11 protein-coding genes and 2 CRISPR repeat arrays are annotated in these 18056 nt (G+C 38.7%); of the genes, 1 reads left to right on the top strand and 10 read right to left on the bottom strand.

The features are described 5' to 3' along the window. Window positions 1-153 precede the first annotated feature (153 nt). The 3 genes from BUC45_RS05595 to BUC45_RS05585 form a co-directional block, all read right to left on the bottom strand. Window positions 154-729, bottom strand: a complete 576-nt coding sequence (locus BUC45_RS05595) for a manganese catalase family protein (RefSeq protein ID WP_296970888.1) — start codon at window positions 727-729, stop codon at window positions 154-156. Window positions 730-1029: 300 nt separating this feature from the next. Further along, window positions 1030-2505, bottom strand: coding sequence for an aldehyde dehydrogenase family protein (locus tag BUC45_RS05590; RefSeq protein WP_296970887.1), 1476 nt, complete (start codon window positions 2503-2505; stop codon window positions 1030-1032). A gap of 294 nt (window positions 2506-2799) precedes the next feature. After that, window positions 2800-8189: direct repeats of the CRISPR family, unit length 30 nt; unit sequence GTTTCAATTCCTTATAGGTAGGCTATAAAC. A gap of 252 nt (window positions 8190-8441) precedes the next feature. Then, window positions 8442-9452 carry an ATP-grasp domain-containing protein gene (locus BUC45_RS05585; RefSeq protein WP_296970886.1) on the bottom strand — a complete coding sequence of 337 codons (1011 nt, stop codon included), beginning with the start codon at window positions 9450-9452 and terminating at the stop codon, window positions 8442-8444. Between the two features lie 267 nt (window positions 9453-9719). Between BUC45_RS05585 and BUC45_RS05580 the strand changes: the two genes are divergently transcribed. Beyond that, window positions 9720-10589, top strand: a complete 870-nt coding sequence (locus BUC45_RS05580) for a DUF1002 domain-containing protein (RefSeq protein ID WP_296970885.1) — start codon at window positions 9720-9722, stop codon at window positions 10587-10589. A gap of 112 nt (window positions 10590-10701) precedes the next feature. Here BUC45_RS05580 and BUC45_RS05575 read toward each other — a convergent pair whose 3' ends face one another. The 7 genes from BUC45_RS05575 to cas2 all read right to left on the bottom strand — a co-directional run bounded on the left by BUC45_RS05575 (window position 10702) and on the right by cas2 (window position 17629). Continuing rightward, window positions 10702-11013, bottom strand: a complete 312-nt coding sequence (locus BUC45_RS05575; RefSeq protein WP_013777252.1) for a DUF4387 domain-containing protein — start codon at window positions 11011-11013, stop codon at window positions 10702-10704. 1 nt (window position 11014) lies between these two features. Next, window positions 11015-12385, bottom strand: a complete 1371-nt coding sequence (locus BUC45_RS05570) for an acyclic terpene utilization AtuA family protein (protein WP_296970881.1) — start codon at window positions 12383-12385, stop codon at window positions 11015-11017. Between the two features lie 25 nt (window positions 12386-12410). After that, complete coding sequence (locus tag BUC45_RS05565; RefSeq protein WP_296970880.1) at window positions 12411-13652, bottom strand: methylaspartate ammonia-lyase; 1242 nt, start codon at window positions 13650-13652, stop codon at window positions 12411-12413. A 13-nt stretch (window positions 13653-13665) separates the two neighbouring features. Further along, complete coding sequence (locus tag BUC45_RS05560) at window positions 13666-15120, bottom strand: methylaspartate mutase subunit E (RefSeq protein WP_296970879.1); 1455 nt, start codon at window positions 15118-15120, stop codon at window positions 13666-13668. Window positions 15121-15139: 19 nt separating this feature from the next. Then, complete coding sequence (gene glmL / locus BUC45_RS05555) at window positions 15140-16534, bottom strand: methylaspartate mutase accessory protein GlmL (protein WP_296970878.1); 1395 nt, start codon at window positions 16532-16534, stop codon at window positions 15140-15142. A gap of 31 nt (window positions 16535-16565) precedes the next feature. After that, a complete protein-coding gene (gene glmS / locus BUC45_RS05550; protein WP_296970876.1) occupies window positions 16566-16988 on the bottom strand; it encodes a methylaspartate mutase subunit S in 423 nt (140 codons plus the stop codon). A gap of 377 nt (window positions 16989-17365) precedes the next feature. Then, a complete protein-coding gene (cas2, locus tag BUC45_RS05545; protein ID WP_296970875.1) occupies window positions 17366-17629 on the bottom strand; it encodes a CRISPR-associated endonuclease Cas2 in 264 nt (87 codons plus the stop codon). A 195-nt stretch (window positions 17630-17824) separates the two neighbouring features. Further along, window positions 17825-18054: a CRISPR direct-repeat array (repeat unit 30 nt; unit sequence GTTTCAATCCCTTATAGGTAGGCTATAAAC). Window positions 18055-18056 lie beyond the last annotated feature (2 nt).

The following is an 18056-nucleotide window of genomic DNA, read 5'->3' as shown; positions in this document are numbered from 1 at the left end:
TGCAATTAATGCATGGCTTAAGCTTTGTACCAAGATTCTATATATTATATAATTGCCCCTTCCCATCATGCGAGTGCCGCATTTACTGTGTAGGTTTCGGGTGGTATGGGTATCTGTGAAGGGCAGACCATATAGAAAGCATCGCGTTTATTCCTAATTTGAGCTTTTTATATTCGGTTGACAGTATTTTTCAGTTACTTGACTAAATAACTGAACATGATATATTTCATCCAAGATAATCCTTTCCAAAATCTTTTTCACATAAAGATCGTTTATCATCTGTTGATGTTTGCGGTAATTGCTTATGGCCGCCCATTCACCGGCAATATTAGCAGTTATCATGTCACAAAGGACTGTTCCATAATATACGAAGCCTGCATCCCAGTATATTTCGACTTCGTTTGTCGCTATGGTTCTTTGACGGGGATCTACTCCCAATTTTAATATGGTATCAGCAAGAATTTCCATATGATGCATTTCCACCAATGCTACACAGGACAAGAGTTCAGCTACTTCTTCGTATTCCGGTTCCAACACAAAATGATGATAAATATATTGATTTACTGCTGTAAGTTCACCGGCTCGACCTGCATAATCTTCAAGCAAAAGTTTGCCATAGTAAGGATTTTCCCTTGCCACCTTAATTTCAGGATAAGGTGCCGGATACGCACATTTATTATAGGTTTCATGGGTTCCACACCCTTTTAAATCAACAAAGTCTTCACTCATTATACAACCCCTCCATGAAAGTCTTTACTATTATTCTAGTAAAAAAGTCGGCAAATAGTTCCTTTTCAGCACTATTTTTTATCCGAGATACTGGTTAACTTCGCAAAAATAGGCTTTATAATGAGTGAAATTCAAATTTGTCAGAAAATCCTCCTTGTTGTGCTTTACACTCAAGGAGGATTTTCCTATTTATTCTCATTACAACATTATATACTTGATGGACAATTCTTTCGGCTGCTTATAATATTTTATATGGCCTCCCTTATGTAAGCGCATTTGCAAATTTAAGCTCTTTACGCTTTAGTATAAGCCAGCCTTATTTTCATTCATACTTATCATTATATTCTTCTTCTGAGTATAATGGTCGAGCATCATATGATGAGTTTCGCGGCCAATTCCGGATTTCTTATAGCCTCCGAAGGGAGTATGAGCAGGCAGGTTGTTGTAATCATTTATCCACATACGGCCTGTCTCTATTCCTCTTGCCACTCTAAGCGCCCTGTTTATATCCTTCGTCCACACAGCGCCGCCCAATCCGTATTCGCTGTCATTTGCCATTTTTATTACTTCTTCTTCATCCTTAAACTTCAAGAAACATGCTACCGGCCCAAAAATCTCTTCTTGAGCAATCCTCATTTTGTTATCAACATCGGCAAAAATCGTAGGCTGCATGAAGCATCCTTTATCTAAGCCATTTTCAGTGATGCGAGAACCGCCGCAGGCAAGTCTTGCCCCTTCTTGTTTTCCAATTTCAATATAGTTTAAAATCTTTTTCAACTGAGCTTCATTAATCTGCGTTCCCATAATAGTATCTTCTTCCCATGGCAAGCCAACCTTGATTTTCTTAAAGGCTTCAACACATTCTGCAAGGAATTCTTCATAAATATCTTCATGCACAAATACCCTGGAGCCTGCGCAGCAAACTTGCCCTTGATTGAACAAGATGCCCAGTTGCACCCCTTCTATAGCCTTCTCCCATGGGCAGTCTGGGAAATAAATATTTGCGGATTTTCCACCAAGCTCTAGTGTTGACGGAATCAACTTTTTAGCTGCCGCCTCGGCTATACTGTAGCCTACTTCGGTTGAACCTGTAAAGGCAAGCTTTCTAAATCCCGGATGTTCCAACATATAATTTCCGGTGGTGGCTCCGCTGCCGGTTACGATGTTCACAACTCCTGGGGGAAGAACATCATTGATCAATTTACCTAATTCTAAAATGCTTAAAGGTGTTGAAGACGACGGCTTAATAACAACCGTACATCCCGCAGCCAAGGCTGGTGCCAACTTCCATGCCGCCATCAGCAGCGGGAAGTTCCATGGAATTATCTGGCCGACAACTCCAATCGGCTCTCTTAAGATAATGCTTAAGGTGTTCTTGTCAATCATTACGGCTTGGCCTTCTTCAGCCCTGATAGCTCCGGCAAAATACCGAAAATGATCAGAACTTAGCGGCACATCAATGTTTCGTGTTTCTCGAATGGGTTTACCGTTGTCGAGAGTTTCAATCATAGCAAGTTTTTCAGCATTTTCATCAATCAGATCGGCTATTTTAAGTAATATTCCTGATTTTTCTTGTGCACTAACTTCTTTCCACGTTTCAAATGCCTTCCATGCAGCTTTAACTGCTTCATCCACATCTTCCTTACCGGCATTGGCACAAGTTGCTAACAGCTCGCCATTTGCCGGGTTGTGAGTCTCAAACGTCTCCCCATCCTTTGCATCCACCCATCGACCTCCAATTAACAATTGATAATTTTTGTCAATAGGTTTATTCAAGACAATCGTCTCCTTTTATTTTTTTATTTAGGCATAACGCCTATAAAATTATTTTCTTGTCCTTAGTTAAAATTGGGGAGCTTCATTTTTAAGCCTGATGAGGTTATGTTATCTGATTATACTGCCTTCTTAGAATATAATATCATATTATAAACTTTTTATCAATCTTCATTGTTCATTCAATTTTATATTTACATAACTTTCTTTTAAGCTTTAAAAAATCCTCCATGAATATCTCATAGAGGATAATGCACATCCGCAGGAAACCACAAATCAAATATTACATACGGTGCTATTTCAAGGCCTTTGGGGGGGCTAACAAGCAAGTAAAAGAACTTCAAGAACAATTAGACCCCATCTTATTTCAATTCCTTATAGGTAGGCTATAAACGCTAGTCAGAATGGTGCATATGGAAATTGCGTTATCGGTTTCAATTCCTTATAGGTAGGCTATAAACAGAGAATGACGATGAATGGCGTCGAGTCTGGCAAGAGTTTCAATTCCTTATAGGTAGGCTATAAACTTGTTTTTGAGCCATTTGGTATTATTAAAAAGGAGGGTTTCAATTCCTTATAGGTAGGCTATAAACTCGTAAAGCACTTCATCGTTAGATACCTCATTATTAGTAGTTTCAATTCCTTATAGGTAGGCTATAAACGATGGGTGCTGAATGTAAAAAATGTACTCGCTATCTTCCTTGTTTCAATTCCTTATAGGTAGGCTATAAACATGTTGAATATCAGGCTAAACTGAAAGATATGGCCGGTTTCAATTCCTTATAGGTAGGCTATAAACGGGCGGTCTAGCATTCGAATACCCCGATGCCGGCTGGTTTCAATTCCTTATAGGTAGGCTATAAACCTCTACTGGATGACCCAGTTCTTGAGCTTGTTTTAGTTTCAATTCCTTATAGGTAGGCTATAAACCAAAGCAAGGTTATCTAGGAGGTGATCATTTTGTACGTTTCAATTCCTTATAGGTAGGCTATAAACCCAGAGAGATGGAGGCCTCCTGTGTGGGGTTATCAAGTTTCAATTCCTTATAGGTAGGCTATAAACGATTCTTTTATGCTTTCCCAACGGGCAACAATGCCACGTTTCAATTCCTTATAGGTAGGCTATAAACGAAGGAACTAAGTTAAGACTATTGGTTACAGAAACACCGAGTTTCAATTCCTTATAGGTAGGCTATAAACTTGTTTTAGATAAGGTGGTGAAACCATGATTCCAAGGTTTCAATTCCTTATAGGTAGGCTATAAACAAGAGTGGAGCCACTCAAAAGGTATCAGATGAAAGTATGTTTCAATTCCTTATAGGTAGGCTATAAACTCAATCCAAGCTTTGCAACAATATCAGCAGTATCAGCAGTTTCAATTCCTTATAGGTAGGCTATAAACAGTCAAAAGAAAAAGCATTGGTATTCCTGGATTACAAGTTTCAATTCCTTATAGGTAGGCTATAAACTCCAATTTCTGCTTGCCAGTTCCATTTTAGTCCATGTTTCAATTCCTTATAGGTAGGCTATAAACGGATAAAGATGGAAATATTATTCAGACTTTTACAAAGTTTCAATTCCTTATAGGTAGGCTATAAACAGAGCTTCCGGCAGAAGCGTTGGGGAGTTTTCACTCTGTTTCAATTCCTTATAGGTAGGCTATAAACTATTTAAGAGAATGAAAGAGAAGCATCCAATAGACCAGTTTCAATTCCTTATAGGTAGGCTATAAACGAAGAATATATTTTTTGAGTGTCAATGAAGATGAAGAATGTTTCAATTCCTTATAGGTAGGCTATAAACCGTGTTACTATCTTTTTGAAGATTAGTTTCCCTATTGTTTCAATTCCTTATAGGTAGGCTATAAACACTTTCAAGCTATTTTAATCATCTCTAACATACTCCACAGTTTCAATTCCTTATAGGTAGGCTATAAACGGGAATTTGAATAAGAATATATATAATAGTAGCAAGTTTCAATTCCTTATAGGTAGGCTATAAACTGAATTTGAAATAGTATTCCCTGATACTTTGAGAATGTTTCAATTCCTTATAGGTAGGCTATAAACTGGCCATGAATAGAATACTAGACCAGGGAAGGAATTGGTTTCAATTCCTTATAGGTAGGCTATAAACCAGCAGTATCAGGTTGTTTTTTCCGTAGGAGAGGCGTTTCAATTCCTTATAGGTAGGCTATAAACTATAATCATTGCTAAACTCTTCTAAGCTGCTATACTCGGGTTTCAATTCCTTATAGGTAGGCTATAAACATGGAAGATATTTAGTAGCAGTTGGAAGCTATTATGGTTTCAATTCCTTATAGGTAGGCTATAAACGACTTCATGCAGGCAGTTCTAAATGATGAGGATTATGAATGTTTCAATTCCTTATAGGTAGGCTATAAACGTTAAACTTGAAAACATTAGCATTGGAATCAATGAAAGTTTCAATTCCTTATAGGTAGGCTATAAACATATTTATTATTATATATATAATATCATTATATACATAGTTTCAATTCCTTATAGGTAGGCTATAAACGATGGATATAATAAAACAATTGCCATTATGGAGAATCATAGTTTCAATTCCTTATAGGTAGGCTATAAACCTTTGTTAACTTCCTTTGCTGTTAGTCCTGTTTCGTGGTTTCAATTCCTTATAGGTAGGCTATAAACCATATTTGAATCATATTGTCAATATTATTTTTTTATATGTTTCAATTCCTTATAGGTAGGCTATAAACTACACAGCAAGGAAAGAGAGGTACTCGTTATTGGGAGTTTCAATTCCTTATAGGTAGGCTATAAACAGTAGCATCTTTTTTATCATCAAGTTTTTGGTTTCTTCTGTTTCAATTCCTTATAGGTAGGCTATAAACCGAGCTACTCGCCTACGCACAGAATGTCACATCGAAATAGTTTCAATTCCTTATAGGTAGGCTATAAACTCTTGAACATCTTGAACCGATACCCTTTAAACCCTGTTTCAATTCCTTATAGGTAGGCTATAAACTCTGCAATTTCTTCCCTGGTCTTACCTTCAAAATATCTGTTTCAATTCCTTATAGGTAGGCTATAAACTTGAAAAAAGGTTGTAGAATTTAGGTTGTAAATTAAGTTTCAATTCCTTATAGGTAGGCTATAAACCGGAAGAGACGAGCGAATTTTCAAGGGCAGAAGTGCTGTTTCAATTCCTTATAGGTAGGCTATAAACAGGCTTGTTGACAAGCAAACTGTTCTTCCAAATACTAAGTTTCAATTCCTTATAGGTAGGCTATAAACTGAGTTATTCCTGAGTTCTGCTTCCTGCTGCAGCTTCCGTTTCAATTCCTTATAGGTAGGCTATAAACTAAAGTGAGCTAAAATAGCTTGAAAAACATTGATAGAGTTTCAATTCCTTATAGGTAGGCTATAAACGGATACGAATACAAGCTAACAATACATACTGTAGACGGGTTTCAATTCCTTATAGGTAGGCTATAAACAGGACCCTATTCAAGACTTTTAAAAACTTTATAGAGGCTGTTTCAATTCCTTATAGGTAGGCTATAAACGTCGAAACGCCCCGATTATGGGGCGTAGGGGCAGTGGTTTCAATTCCTTATAGGTAGGCTATAAACGCGGAACAGGCAGCAAAAAATATTATACTTTTAGGTTAGTTTCAATTCCTTATAGGTAGGCTATAAACAAGGATGTAATCGACTTCAAAGACGGATACTGGGACGTGTTTCAATTCCTTATAGGTAGGCTATAAACTTTTTACAGGATGTTCTATTTCCTCGCCTTCTACTCGTTTCAATTCCTTATAGGTAGGCTATAAACACTTTATAGAGGCTTGACAGCCTCTTTTTTTTGTTCGTTTCAATTCCTTATAGGTAGGCTATAAACAATTTCAATTATACGGTGTTTTTGTTGCTGCAATATAGTTTCAATTCCTTATAGGTAGGCTATAAACGGAATAACTCCGGAAGCTGCAGCAATGAAGCAGAACTGTTTCAATTCCTTATAGGTAGGCTATAAACATGTCCTCTATGTCGTCTATGTCCTCGCCTATACTGGTTTCAATTCCTTATAGGTAGGCTATAAACGCCCTCATAGCTGAACTGGTCTTCTCTTCCATAGTTTTGTTTCAATTCCTTATAGGTAGGCTATAAACACTTTATACCAAGCTCAGGCCATAGAGGACATCATGGTTTCAATTCCTTATAGGTAGGCTATAAACTGATGTCAAGTTCTATATCTTGCCCCGTGTCTTCCGAGTTTCAATTCCTTATAGGTAGGCTATAAACGAGGTATGTTTGTTAGTGGGAAGTTGTTTGACGAATGTTTCAATTCCTTATAGGTAGGCTATAAACTGCAAAATGTTTTTGCGGCTACGGCGGTTGTGCCGCGTTTCAATTCCTTATAGGTAGGCTATAAACGCCTTGTTAGAGGATTTCAAGATATACTTCTTAAATTGTTTCAATTCCTTATAGGTAGGCTATAAACAAATATCAAGATTGCCTTCCATGGCAAGAGATTCTAGTGTTTCAATTCCTTATAGGTAGGCTATAAACTCAGGCTTATTGATATATGCGATGAGGTTTGGATATAGTTTCAATTCCTTATAGGTAGGCTATAAACCTGGGGCATTCGATTTAGAACTTACCGGTTTCGATAGTTTCAATTCCTTATAGGTAGGCTATAAACAAGAGGTTATTATAACTGCTGCCTTCGTAGCAGAGGTTTCAATTCCTTATAGGTAGGCTATAAACGATCAAAATGGTATAAGAAAAAATCCTGGAATGAATGTTTCAATTCCTTATAGGTAGGCTATAAACATAGTATTTTTAAAAAATATATATTATTTTTTTATAGTTTCAATTCCTTATAGGTAGGCTATAAACCAACATTGAGCAACAAATATCAGAATCAGAATATGTGTTTCAATTCCTTATAGGTAGGCTATAAACCCATACTTAATTTTGATACCTGGAAATATATCAGAAGTTTCAATTCCTTATAGGTAGGCTATAAACTTGCACTTTTTACCGTTTACATCGTATGTATTATTTAAGTTTCAATTCCTTATAGGTAGGCTATAAACATCCTTCCTTCATCCTATAGTACAACATCCTGTTCCAGTTTCAATTCCTTATAGGTAGGCTATAAACTGAGTTCTGCTTCCTGCTGCTGCTGCTGCTTCCTGCTTCGTTTCAATTCCTTATAGGTAGGCTATAAACATCAGTCATAATGGTTTTAGCACCTTCAGAAATTATAGTTTCAATTCCTTATAGGTAGGCTATAAACTGAAAGAAGAACTGCTGGGGAAGCTTTAAGATGGCTGTTTCAATTCCTTATAGGTAGGCTATAAACGGATTTTCTCCATGAAACACGGCTACACGTGCCTATGTTTCAATTCCTTATAGGTAGGCTATAAACTCAGGAAGCAGGAAGCAGAACTCAGGAATATTTCAGTTTCAATTCCTTATAGGTAGGCTATAAACAAATCTGGCTATCTGTCGCTAAACATTTTCCAAAAATGTTTCAATTCCTTATAGGTAGGCTATAAACGTTGAGCTTGTCGGTGAACATGCCGAGGTGTTTGCCTAGTTTCAATTCCTTATAGGTAGGCTATAAACGATGTTCAAGAGTTTATAGCCTACCTATAAGGAATGTTTCAATTCCTTATAGGTAGGCTATAAACCCGTAATTTGGGGTAAAAAATAAAGAAAAAGCGAGAAAAATAATTTGTTAAATTTTCTATTAATAATTTCTACATTAAATCGAAAAGTCCTTCTTTTCCAGTAATATTCTTTATTTGAGGGTAATTTTGGATTGTCGTCGATCCCCGGGGGTTTTTGCGCTATCGGAGGTCGACGACATTAATTGCGTAAAAGTATGTTGCATATCAATTTATATGTGCTGATACTTGACGATTTTTATTTGATTTTTTAGGTTATACTACCTTTTGTTCACTGGCTTGTTTGTAGCGATTTATGGCATTTTCAACTATTTTAAGTATAAGGCCTTCATAGCCTAGATTGCAGGCGCTGGCCATTTTGGTGATATCGCTATAGCCTTTCTGCAGGCCTGGTAATGAATTAACCTCAAGGACATATGGAGTATCGTCTTTTACTCTTATGTCAACTCTGGCATAATCTCTTAAGCTTAGAGCATTGTAGGCTTTTTTTGCAGTGTTTTCTATTTTAGTTTTGAGCTTATTGTCCAGCGGTGCAGGGCATCGAAAAATAGTCTTATCCGCATAATTCGCTTTGACTTCAAAACTGTAAAACTTAGCTAAGTCATCTGGAAGAGCTTCGAAACTTATTTCGAGTATAGGCAGTACTTTCAAGCTATTGCCATTACCTAATATGCCAACGGTAAACTCGCGCCCCTTGATATATTCCGTTACCATAATCGGCGGATTATATAATCTTAGTTCTTGCTGAACCTTTCTTTTTAGCGAACGAAAATCATAAACTAAACTGTCTTGATGAATGCCTCTCCCTGAACCTTCGTCACAAGGTTTTACGAGAACAGGAAATTTGATTTCTTTATTTCTGAGCTGCATTAGGTCAGCCTTGTCGTAGATAGAAATAAACTCCGGAGTTGGGACGCCAGAGCCTTTAAATACTTTACAAGCATAATTTTTATTGATAGCAAGGGTATGCCCTAATATGGATGAGCCAGTATAAGGAATGCCTGAGAATTCGAGAATAGCCGGGATTTGTGCCTGTCTTGTTTCTCCTCTAATGCCATTACAAAGATTAAAGACTAGGCTTACATTTTCATTTTGCAATTTGGATATAATGTCACTGTCAGCTTTTACTAATGAACATTCAAATCGTTTTGAAAGCACTTCTTTTAGATTTTTGACAGTTTTGCGCTTTTGCAGATCCTCATTTAGACCTTCTTCTCCGGGAAGATAAGAAACTCGCGGTTCGTCTATTAATATAGCAATTTTCATTAAACATACTACCTCCTGATTGTTAAAAAATATAAAAGCAGTACCATAGGTATCTGTAAGCCTAAAAGTACTGCTTGAAAATTTTCTTATTAAAAACCTATGAATAGCGACTCACGCATTTTATTATATCATATTTTTTACAGTTTTTCTACTATTGCAATAAAATAAACTCCTACTAATTTGAATAGCATAACAATATAGGTTATAATTTTGTTCAGAGTTAAGTGCTCCTATTTATAAAAATAAACCAAATGGAGGTTTATGCTTATGAAGAAATTAATATCTATGCTGATTATCACAAGCATCTTAATTACCCTCATGCCTATTGGCGTTTTGGCGGATCAGGCTGATGTGGTAATCTTTGGTGCTGATATTACTCAATCTCAGCGCCAAGAAATGCTCAAAATCTTCAACGTCAATGAAAATGATGTAATGATATTAACCGTTACTAATGATGAGGAGCGGGAATACTTAGAGGGGCTGGTACCGGAACAGCAGATTGGTACACGGGCTATCTCCTCCGCTTATGTCAAACTTGCTCCTAAAAATTCTGGTATAAAAGTCGAAACTTATAATATAACTTGGGTCACAAAAGAAATGTATGCAAATGCTATGGTTACTGCCGGTATTGAAGATGCTGAAGTTATCGCAGCAGCACCATTTAAGGTATCAGGCACTGCAGCTCTCACTGGTATTATGAAGGCATTTGAAAAGGCGAGTGGCAAAAAGCTGAGCCAGGAAGCCAAGAAAACAGCCAGCGAGGAATTAGTATTAACAGGGGATCTCGGCGAAGAGATAGGAAAAGATAAAGCCGCAAAACTTGTACAAGATGTTAAAAAGCAAGTTGTAAAACAAAAAATCAAAAACCCTGAAGATATACGCAATGTGATTAAAAAAATAGCTGCAGAACTTGATATAGAACTTACAGAAGAACAAATCAATCAAATCATGGATTTGATGAAAAGAATCAGCAAGCTGGACCTTGATATAAATAAAATAAGCAAACAATTAGATAAAATAAGTTCTACACTGGGCGATGTGAAAAAAACCGTAGAAGAAAACAAAGGGCTTATTCAGAAGATTTTAGATGCAATAAATCATTTCTTACGTTGGCTTCAAAATGTGTTTAGCTCTTAAGCTTAAAATAAGATGAGCATGGCAGCCACATTTCTACATCGCAATACTTTTATGAGTAATGCAAAAAGCCCGAACTCCTTGAAATATTAGGGGTTCAGGCTTTTTTATTTGTTTAAACTTCAATGCCAAGGAGCGGAGCATGCTGCTGGGCGCCGTAGACATCGCTTTCTCCTACCGCGCCTGCCACAAGGGGCCTTTTTATTGTGATTTTTATTGCTTTTGCCGGATCGAAGTTTATTATCGATATTATGTCTTCTTCGGGTATTTGGTAAAGGCTGCTGATAAGTTTTTTGTTTATGATGTTTTTCTGCTTTACATTCTCGTATGAGTCAAAGTCTTTAAAGATTATATCCATTGTAAGTTCATAGGGGCCTGAGTTTTTACTCCTTATAACTTCGGCTACTTCTGTAATCGGAATGCCCATTTTATTCACTTCCTTTTATTGTTTTGACTGTAATGGGAAAGTATTCCTTTGGATCCTCTACTGTCAGCAGGTGATAAATACTAAATTCATACACTTCTCCCGCCTCTATGTCAGATGGCGAGTAGCGAAGGGCTAGATTGCCCGCGGTAGCTATTCTGCCGGGGTAGCCATAGTGCAGCAGGCTTGAACGAGTAAAGCTGCAAATTGTGTTGGCCATTTCCTGGGTTTTGGCTACTACTTCGATTATGATGCCAATCTCATGTGAGGGTTTATCCTTTAATGGCTCAAGTTTGCCCATTACGCCGTCTTTTCCGTATAGTGCAAACAGTATCTGGTAATCATCGCTTTTTATATTTGAAAAATTATTTTTTGCCATATCTTTGACTGCTTCTAAAATATCATCAATTTGATTTATCATTATGGGATCTCTTGTCCCTGCAATAGAAATCGTGCGATAGCCAGTTTTTTTGGCGCCTTCAAGTTTTATGGTGTATTCTTCAGATGGTATGAATTTACTGCCGCTGACCTTTACACGCCTTTCATCTATCTGAGTAAACTCTGTTTCTTCCAGGTTGATTATCCCTCCCGGTCCATGCAATCTGTATGGGTCGTCTTTTTCATAGAGGGTGTGTGCCGCTATGGATGTGACGGTGCACTTTCTCTTTGGGTTTAAGGCTTCTAAGATAAAGCAGTCATGCCTTAATGTGCCCATCATGCAGTCGCTGCCGCTTCCGGGGGTTGCGGCTATGCTGGCGCATTCAAGTATTTTACCCATATGAAGTGCAAGCCCTTTCGGAAATCCTGCTTTAATGCAAGGAGCGGCAAAGACAGTGGGGTCAAACGCCCTTCCTGCCAATACCAAGTCTACATCATTTTCCAGTGCATCTATAATAGGTTCTACTCCCATCTGAGCCACTATCCGCGTCGTCTCTTCTATGTCCTCTCGGCTAAGTTCTCCTGCCGGAGCAAGCGGCTCGATTTTTCCTTCCTCATATTTTTTTAAAATCTCTTCCTTAGGTATCTGTGCCTCTATGACTGCGACTTTAAGTTCCAGATTTTCTTCTCTTGCTATTTCTTTTATAATATCTTCAGTCCAGTATAGGTGCTCATTTGCTCCTGAGCCTCCGGCTGTACCCACTAGCACAGGTATTTTAAGTTTTTTTCCGGCTTTTAGCATAAGCTTTAAATCCCTTTTTACTGCCTGCCGGTCGGTAAAGGATACTCCCGCCCCAAGGTAGTATGGGCCGGGGTCGGTAGAACCTGCGTCCACCGCTATAAAATCCGGATGTTGCTCAAGCCCTCTTTGAAAGGACTCTTCCGGAAATCCGTAGCCAAGTATGGCAGTTGGCGAAAGAACTTTCAACTCTTCCAATCAGAAGACCTCCTATTTTGTATTTTTAGTTGTTTTTAGATTTTAAAAGAGCAAGTACTCTGTTCATCTCGTTATATACAATCATCATACCTTCATCCACTCCCATGCCGGGCTTTGCAAGTATCTGGCAGGGTCTTGTGGCAAGGGCGATATCCGTGCATATCTGAGCCGAGCGGTCGGTTTCATTGCATGTGCCGCCCTGGTATGCGCCTATTTTATGCTCCTTGCAGTAGAGCACCGCCTCAATGGTATTGTTTATGCCGCCCAAATCCGGCGTTTTTACCTGAATCATGTCGGCAGCGCCCTCATCCACAAATTCTTTGATGTCTTCTAAGGTATTGCACCATTCATCGGCTACAATTTCAACCTTGATATTTCGCTTTTTAAGGTTCTCCCTAAGCAGCTTTAATTGCTTTAATTGCTCATATTTACTACCTGCATCTATAGGGCCTTCAATTCTGAGCGTAAATGGCGATGCCGCTTTCTCAAGTTTTTCAAAATAATCCGTTATGGCACAAATATCACCGTCAAATGCCTCGCCGATTGTTCCGTAAACATCTATGTGAAATATGGGCTTATAGTCGTCGCCTGCTATTTGGTAAATTCTTTGTTTTAGCCAGTTAATATATTCTATAAGCTTTTCACCCTGCTTGCCGAGTTTTGAAACATTGTTTATAAGGGCATGCGGAAGAACATCCACCCGCTTTATTATCATCTTATCTGCATTTGTATAGCGGTCATCGCCGCTTTGGGCAAAAATAGGAACAGGTGTAGGGTCTAATTCAAGTCCGTATTCCTCTGCTACCACTTCTGTGCGCGTTGTATTTTTCGCCTTAGCTACCGCATCGAGGATTGCCTGGGTGATTCCATAGCGCAAAGCCGTGTGAAGGCTTTTGCCGTCGATTTTGTAGCTGTCTATTTTATCGGCAAGTCTCCTAAAGCTGTCAAGCTCCTCTCCTATCAATATCGGCCTTATTTCATTTTCAATAACCGGTATAAAATCTTCTGCTAAAAACAACGGGTCCCGACCGCCGGCTCCCGAGTATTGGACAGCGGCGCAGTCCCCGTAAGCCATCTTGCCGTCATCTGTTATTATCATTACTGAAATAGATTCCCCTGCCTGCCTTACATCTGTAAATCCTTTTGTTTTTGGCGTGCCTTTGTAAATAAATCCATCCTCTTTTGCATCGCTTTTAATTGCCGCCTGATCGTCGAAATAAAAGCCGGCAAGACCTTTAGATGCTATAACTTCCTTAATTTTACTCATTGCCTTGTCTCCTTCATGCAATTTTAGAATCCATTCTTCCTACAAGCATTCCCTGTCCTATTGCGTATATATCGTCTATGACCATTTGAAAGCTTACTTCTCTGTTTTCTGCCTTGGCCCTTTCTGCTAATTTTCTTCTGTGGAATTCTTTTATTTCATCATCAAAGGGAATTGAGCCGAAATTCAAAAACCTGACCGCTCCGCTGTTGTCCCGGGCAGGCAAGATTTTTCCGGCATTAAACTGGCTGGGCGCAAAGGGAACATCAAGTACCCCTGCTTCAAAGGCTCTTACTGCACCTTTTGCCCAATCTCCTTCTCCAAGTTCATACACCTTGGATAAAATCTGCCGGGTTTCCCTCTTTATAATCTCTTTTTCTTTTTCAAGTTCCTGGCTGGAAATCATCCTCTGGTCTTTTAGCATGTTGATTACCTGTCTTGTAGCTCTTAAGCCTTCGGCATTCGCCTCTTTTGTGGGCACGCCAAATGCTTCATGAGGTGTTTTTACAATAACCTTAGTAGCCTTGCTCAACGCTGCAGTGGCAGCTCCCCAAGATATAACTCCGAAGGCTTGAGCTTCATCCTGCGGGAATCCGCCCATCCATTGATGAAAAGCCGTAGTCAGCATAACATCATAATCTTTTAGATATTCCGCTGACAGCTCTTTTAATGTCTCAACAGCTGCAACATCCTGGATTAAATTGCCGCACTGGCCGTATCCGAGGGTAATATTTCGAACACCCTGCTCTGCAGCAAGGAGTCCCTCAATGATTCCTATGCTGTGAGATATACAAGGAGGAACCAGCGTTCCGGTCAGCGGGCCGAAGGGTTCTCTGTTTAAAGAAATCCCGTTTTCTTCGTAAATGCCTACAAGCCTATCCACATACTGCCAATAATAAATCGATTGTTCAATAGAGATTTTCTTGGCATATGGCACGTTATAGGATATACCGCCGCCTTCAAAGTCTGTAAAACCTCCTGCCAGTGTAATTTCAGCTAGCAGCCGAGCATCAGGAGTTCCGTGTCTTACCTGAACAGGACAGTCTACAGATTCAATTACTTTTCTGCATTTTTTTACGCCGTAATTTACTGCGGGAAAACCATTCAGCAGCGACCGCCCTGCTTTTTCGCTTTCTCTAATTCCTTTTTCGGCTTCTTCATATCTGTTTTGCCTAGTGTAGCTGTCTATTGTGGTAGGCAGCACATCTGCCTTTCCTTTTTGCCTGAGGAATTTCAAAAGTTCTATATGTTCATCAAGCAGGGCTACGCCGGCCCGAGGTTGTATCAGTGTATTATTTTTAGCAGCAGCCTCCCGTAGCTTATTTGTCATAATTTGATTTTTGGGAAGGTTTTGATGATACCTTACAGCTTCTTTAAAATCTACTTCCTTTCCCGTGGGCCACTGATTTAAAACCTCCTGCCTCATTTCACTAAATTTTTTCATATCCCATTTTTTATTTTGAACTTCCATAGTACATGCCTCCTTAAAATTAAAGCTCTTTAAGATATTTTTTTGCCAAGTTTAAAGCCTTGTCAGGCGCGATTTCACTTAATAACCCTAAAGATGATAAAAGGTATTTTTCATCAAGAAGCATTTTTGGATTTTCCGGTGCCAGCACTTCCGGCCGGCTGCTGTCGTATAGTCCATGTTTTAATATTTCCTTTGGATTTTCGCTGTATATGAGGACTCCCCCGGTTGCTATCATAAAATCAAGCTTTGTAAGGTCTTTCCCATGCTGAACATATGCCGCACCGAATGGGCTATAGACTGTTTCGATTCTCCCTACATGTCTTTTGACTGCAAGGTCTGTTGCAGCTTTTGCGATTCCGCAATCTATTTGTTTGTCCATTTCATTACAAGGCACATAATCTGTATCAATGCTTATTTTTTTGACATATTCTTGCAAGGTTTTTTCATCCATACCGCAAGGAAGATAATTTTTCAACATATTCTTGATGCCAATTTCTTCGAGTAGCGCCAAGGCGCTGTAACGCATCCCGAGGTCCCCTTCCACAGTCCTTTTTATAAAAGGTTCTTCAAGACCTCTTAGCGTCACCCCTGCCTTTGTCGGCTCTCCTGTTGCAGCAGAATCCACATCTGTTGTAGCTCCCCCGATATCGACAATCATAACCTCTCCATACCCTGCCTCATTATCGCTCCCCTTGGCAAGAAGCTCAGCCGCCTTCATTACCGCTGAAGGAGTTGGTATGATAGGACTGTCTACATAATTACTTACTTTTGACAGGCCTTTGGCATAAATAATCTTGCTTAAAAAAACTTCCCTGATAATCTTTTTGGCAGGTTCGATGTTCAGGCATTCAAGTTTAGGCATTACATTTTCGGTAACATAGACTTCTTTTGCGGCTGCACGCAGGGCTTTTTCGGCAGCAGATGCCGCCGTTTTGTTGCCTGCAACGATTATAGGGGCATCGACTTTAAGCTCTGCAAGTTTTTCAGCATTATGTATTATCACATCTTTATTGCCACCATCGGTGCCGCCTGCAAGCAGAATTATATCCGGCGAGTACCTTGCTATTTGATCTAGCTCATCATCTGTCAGCTCATAGCAAAATACATGTCCTACCTTGGCTCCCGCTCCTAGTGCCGCACGCTTTGCGGCTTCAGAGGTTAGTTCAGGCACAAGACCTACTGCTATCATCTTAAGCCCGCCTGCTGCACTGCTGCACGCAAGTTTGTATTTTGCCTTTTCAGGGTCTACTCCCATCGCCTTAAGCTCTTCGATGGCCTTATTTATCCCGATATTTACATCTTCAGCTACGGTAGTTGCCGCTTGAGCTGTTCCTTTTAGCTCCACGGTTTCCAAATCTACGGCAGTAACTTTTGTATAGGTGCTTCCAATATCTATAAGTAAAGCTAGTTCCATTTTCACACCTCTTTGAAATAAAGATTATCTTTTATTTAATCCCTAAATCATTTTTTAAATCATTAATAGGTATTTCAGGCAGTGTCCCCGGAGGATAAACCCTGTCAAATCCCATGTCTAAAAACTTCTTTTCAGTAGTCGGCCAGTCTTGTTTTCCCACCACTAGATTGCCGCCTACATATAGGATCACATCTCCTAAGCCTGCTTCAACACATTTTTCCTTAAAGCCTTTACAGTCAAGCTCTCCATGCCCATATAATGAAGATACTAAAATTGCATCTGCATCGGTTTCGATTGCAGCATTAATAAAATCTTCCTGTGAGGATAAAACCCCAATGTTTACAACATTAAAACCGGCCTCACTAAAAGCTTCATCCAGGATTCTAATTCCTACTGAGTGCACATCAGAACCTATAACTCCTAGTACAATCGTTTTTTTATCATCGTATTTCAATTTATATCACCTCATTAATAATTGTTTAATTTAAGTAACGTATACAGAATATTCCGTATTTTTGAATGCCAGGTTTCCTGTATACAATGACGCAAGAATATTGAATTTAAAATTGTAAATCAACCTTGCTGTAAGCACAAATTAAATTCTTGACTTGCGCTTTTATTTGGGATATATACGCATACATAAAATACTGTCTTTTTGTATACAGAATACACAATCCCCTTTATTTTACTATACCACATATTATAAATTTTGTATTATGCTTTTTTTCTAAAAATATCAATATTAGCGCATTTCCTGTCAAAAACTCCATTTTCTTGCTGCAATCTTCTTTATGCTTTGCATTATATAAGTTTTTCGCCGTATTATCCAAATCAAATAAATAATTCATCTCCGCCCTTTTTTATCCCCATGCTCTGCCTCTCAGAGTACTTAGTCGTTCGCAATATATAAAATATGACTGAGTCCTCATCTTCATCGATAACTCGCTTTAATTCTAGCTTTAGCTTTTTTAAATTTGCAGCAGAAATTTCCCCCTCAAGCACAGAATTTTGCACCCAGGTTAAATACTTCCGACATATTTTCAGGACCTTCGACACTCGCTTTTCCCCAACATCATACACCAATATGATAAACATCCATCTCACCCTTTAAGCATTTTAATCCGGTAGACAACAACTTTGCCATAGCATGTTACCTGTTTAAGTTTAATATATCAAATTTTCAACGACATAAAAATAAACCCATAAAAAGGGTTTAAATTTATAAAGGAAAAGTGTGCAAATACGGGAAAACCAAATAATTTACTATTTATTTAAGCATAGAAACAAGAAGATGTGAGTCCTTATAGGTAGGCTAAAAACATCATGATCTAAATCAAATAAACCTTTTCTTTCTCCGTTTCAATCCCTTATAGGTAGGCTATAAACGAAAATAGGTCATTTAAGTATGGATAAAAAGCAAGAATGTTTCAATCCCTTATAGGTAGGCTATAAACCTATTGGAACAGGACGGGAAGGGACCTTAGAGGCACGTTTCAATCCCTTATAGGTAGGCTATAAACTT

Source organism: Tepidanaerobacter sp. EBM-38 (assembly GCA_001896545.1).
Lineage (GTDB): Bacteria > Bacillota > Thermosediminibacteria > Thermosediminibacterales > Tepidanaerobacteraceae > Tepidanaerobacter.
The sequence above is the reverse complement of the archived record's forward strand: the minus strand, read 5'-3'. Positions and strand labels throughout refer to the sequence as shown.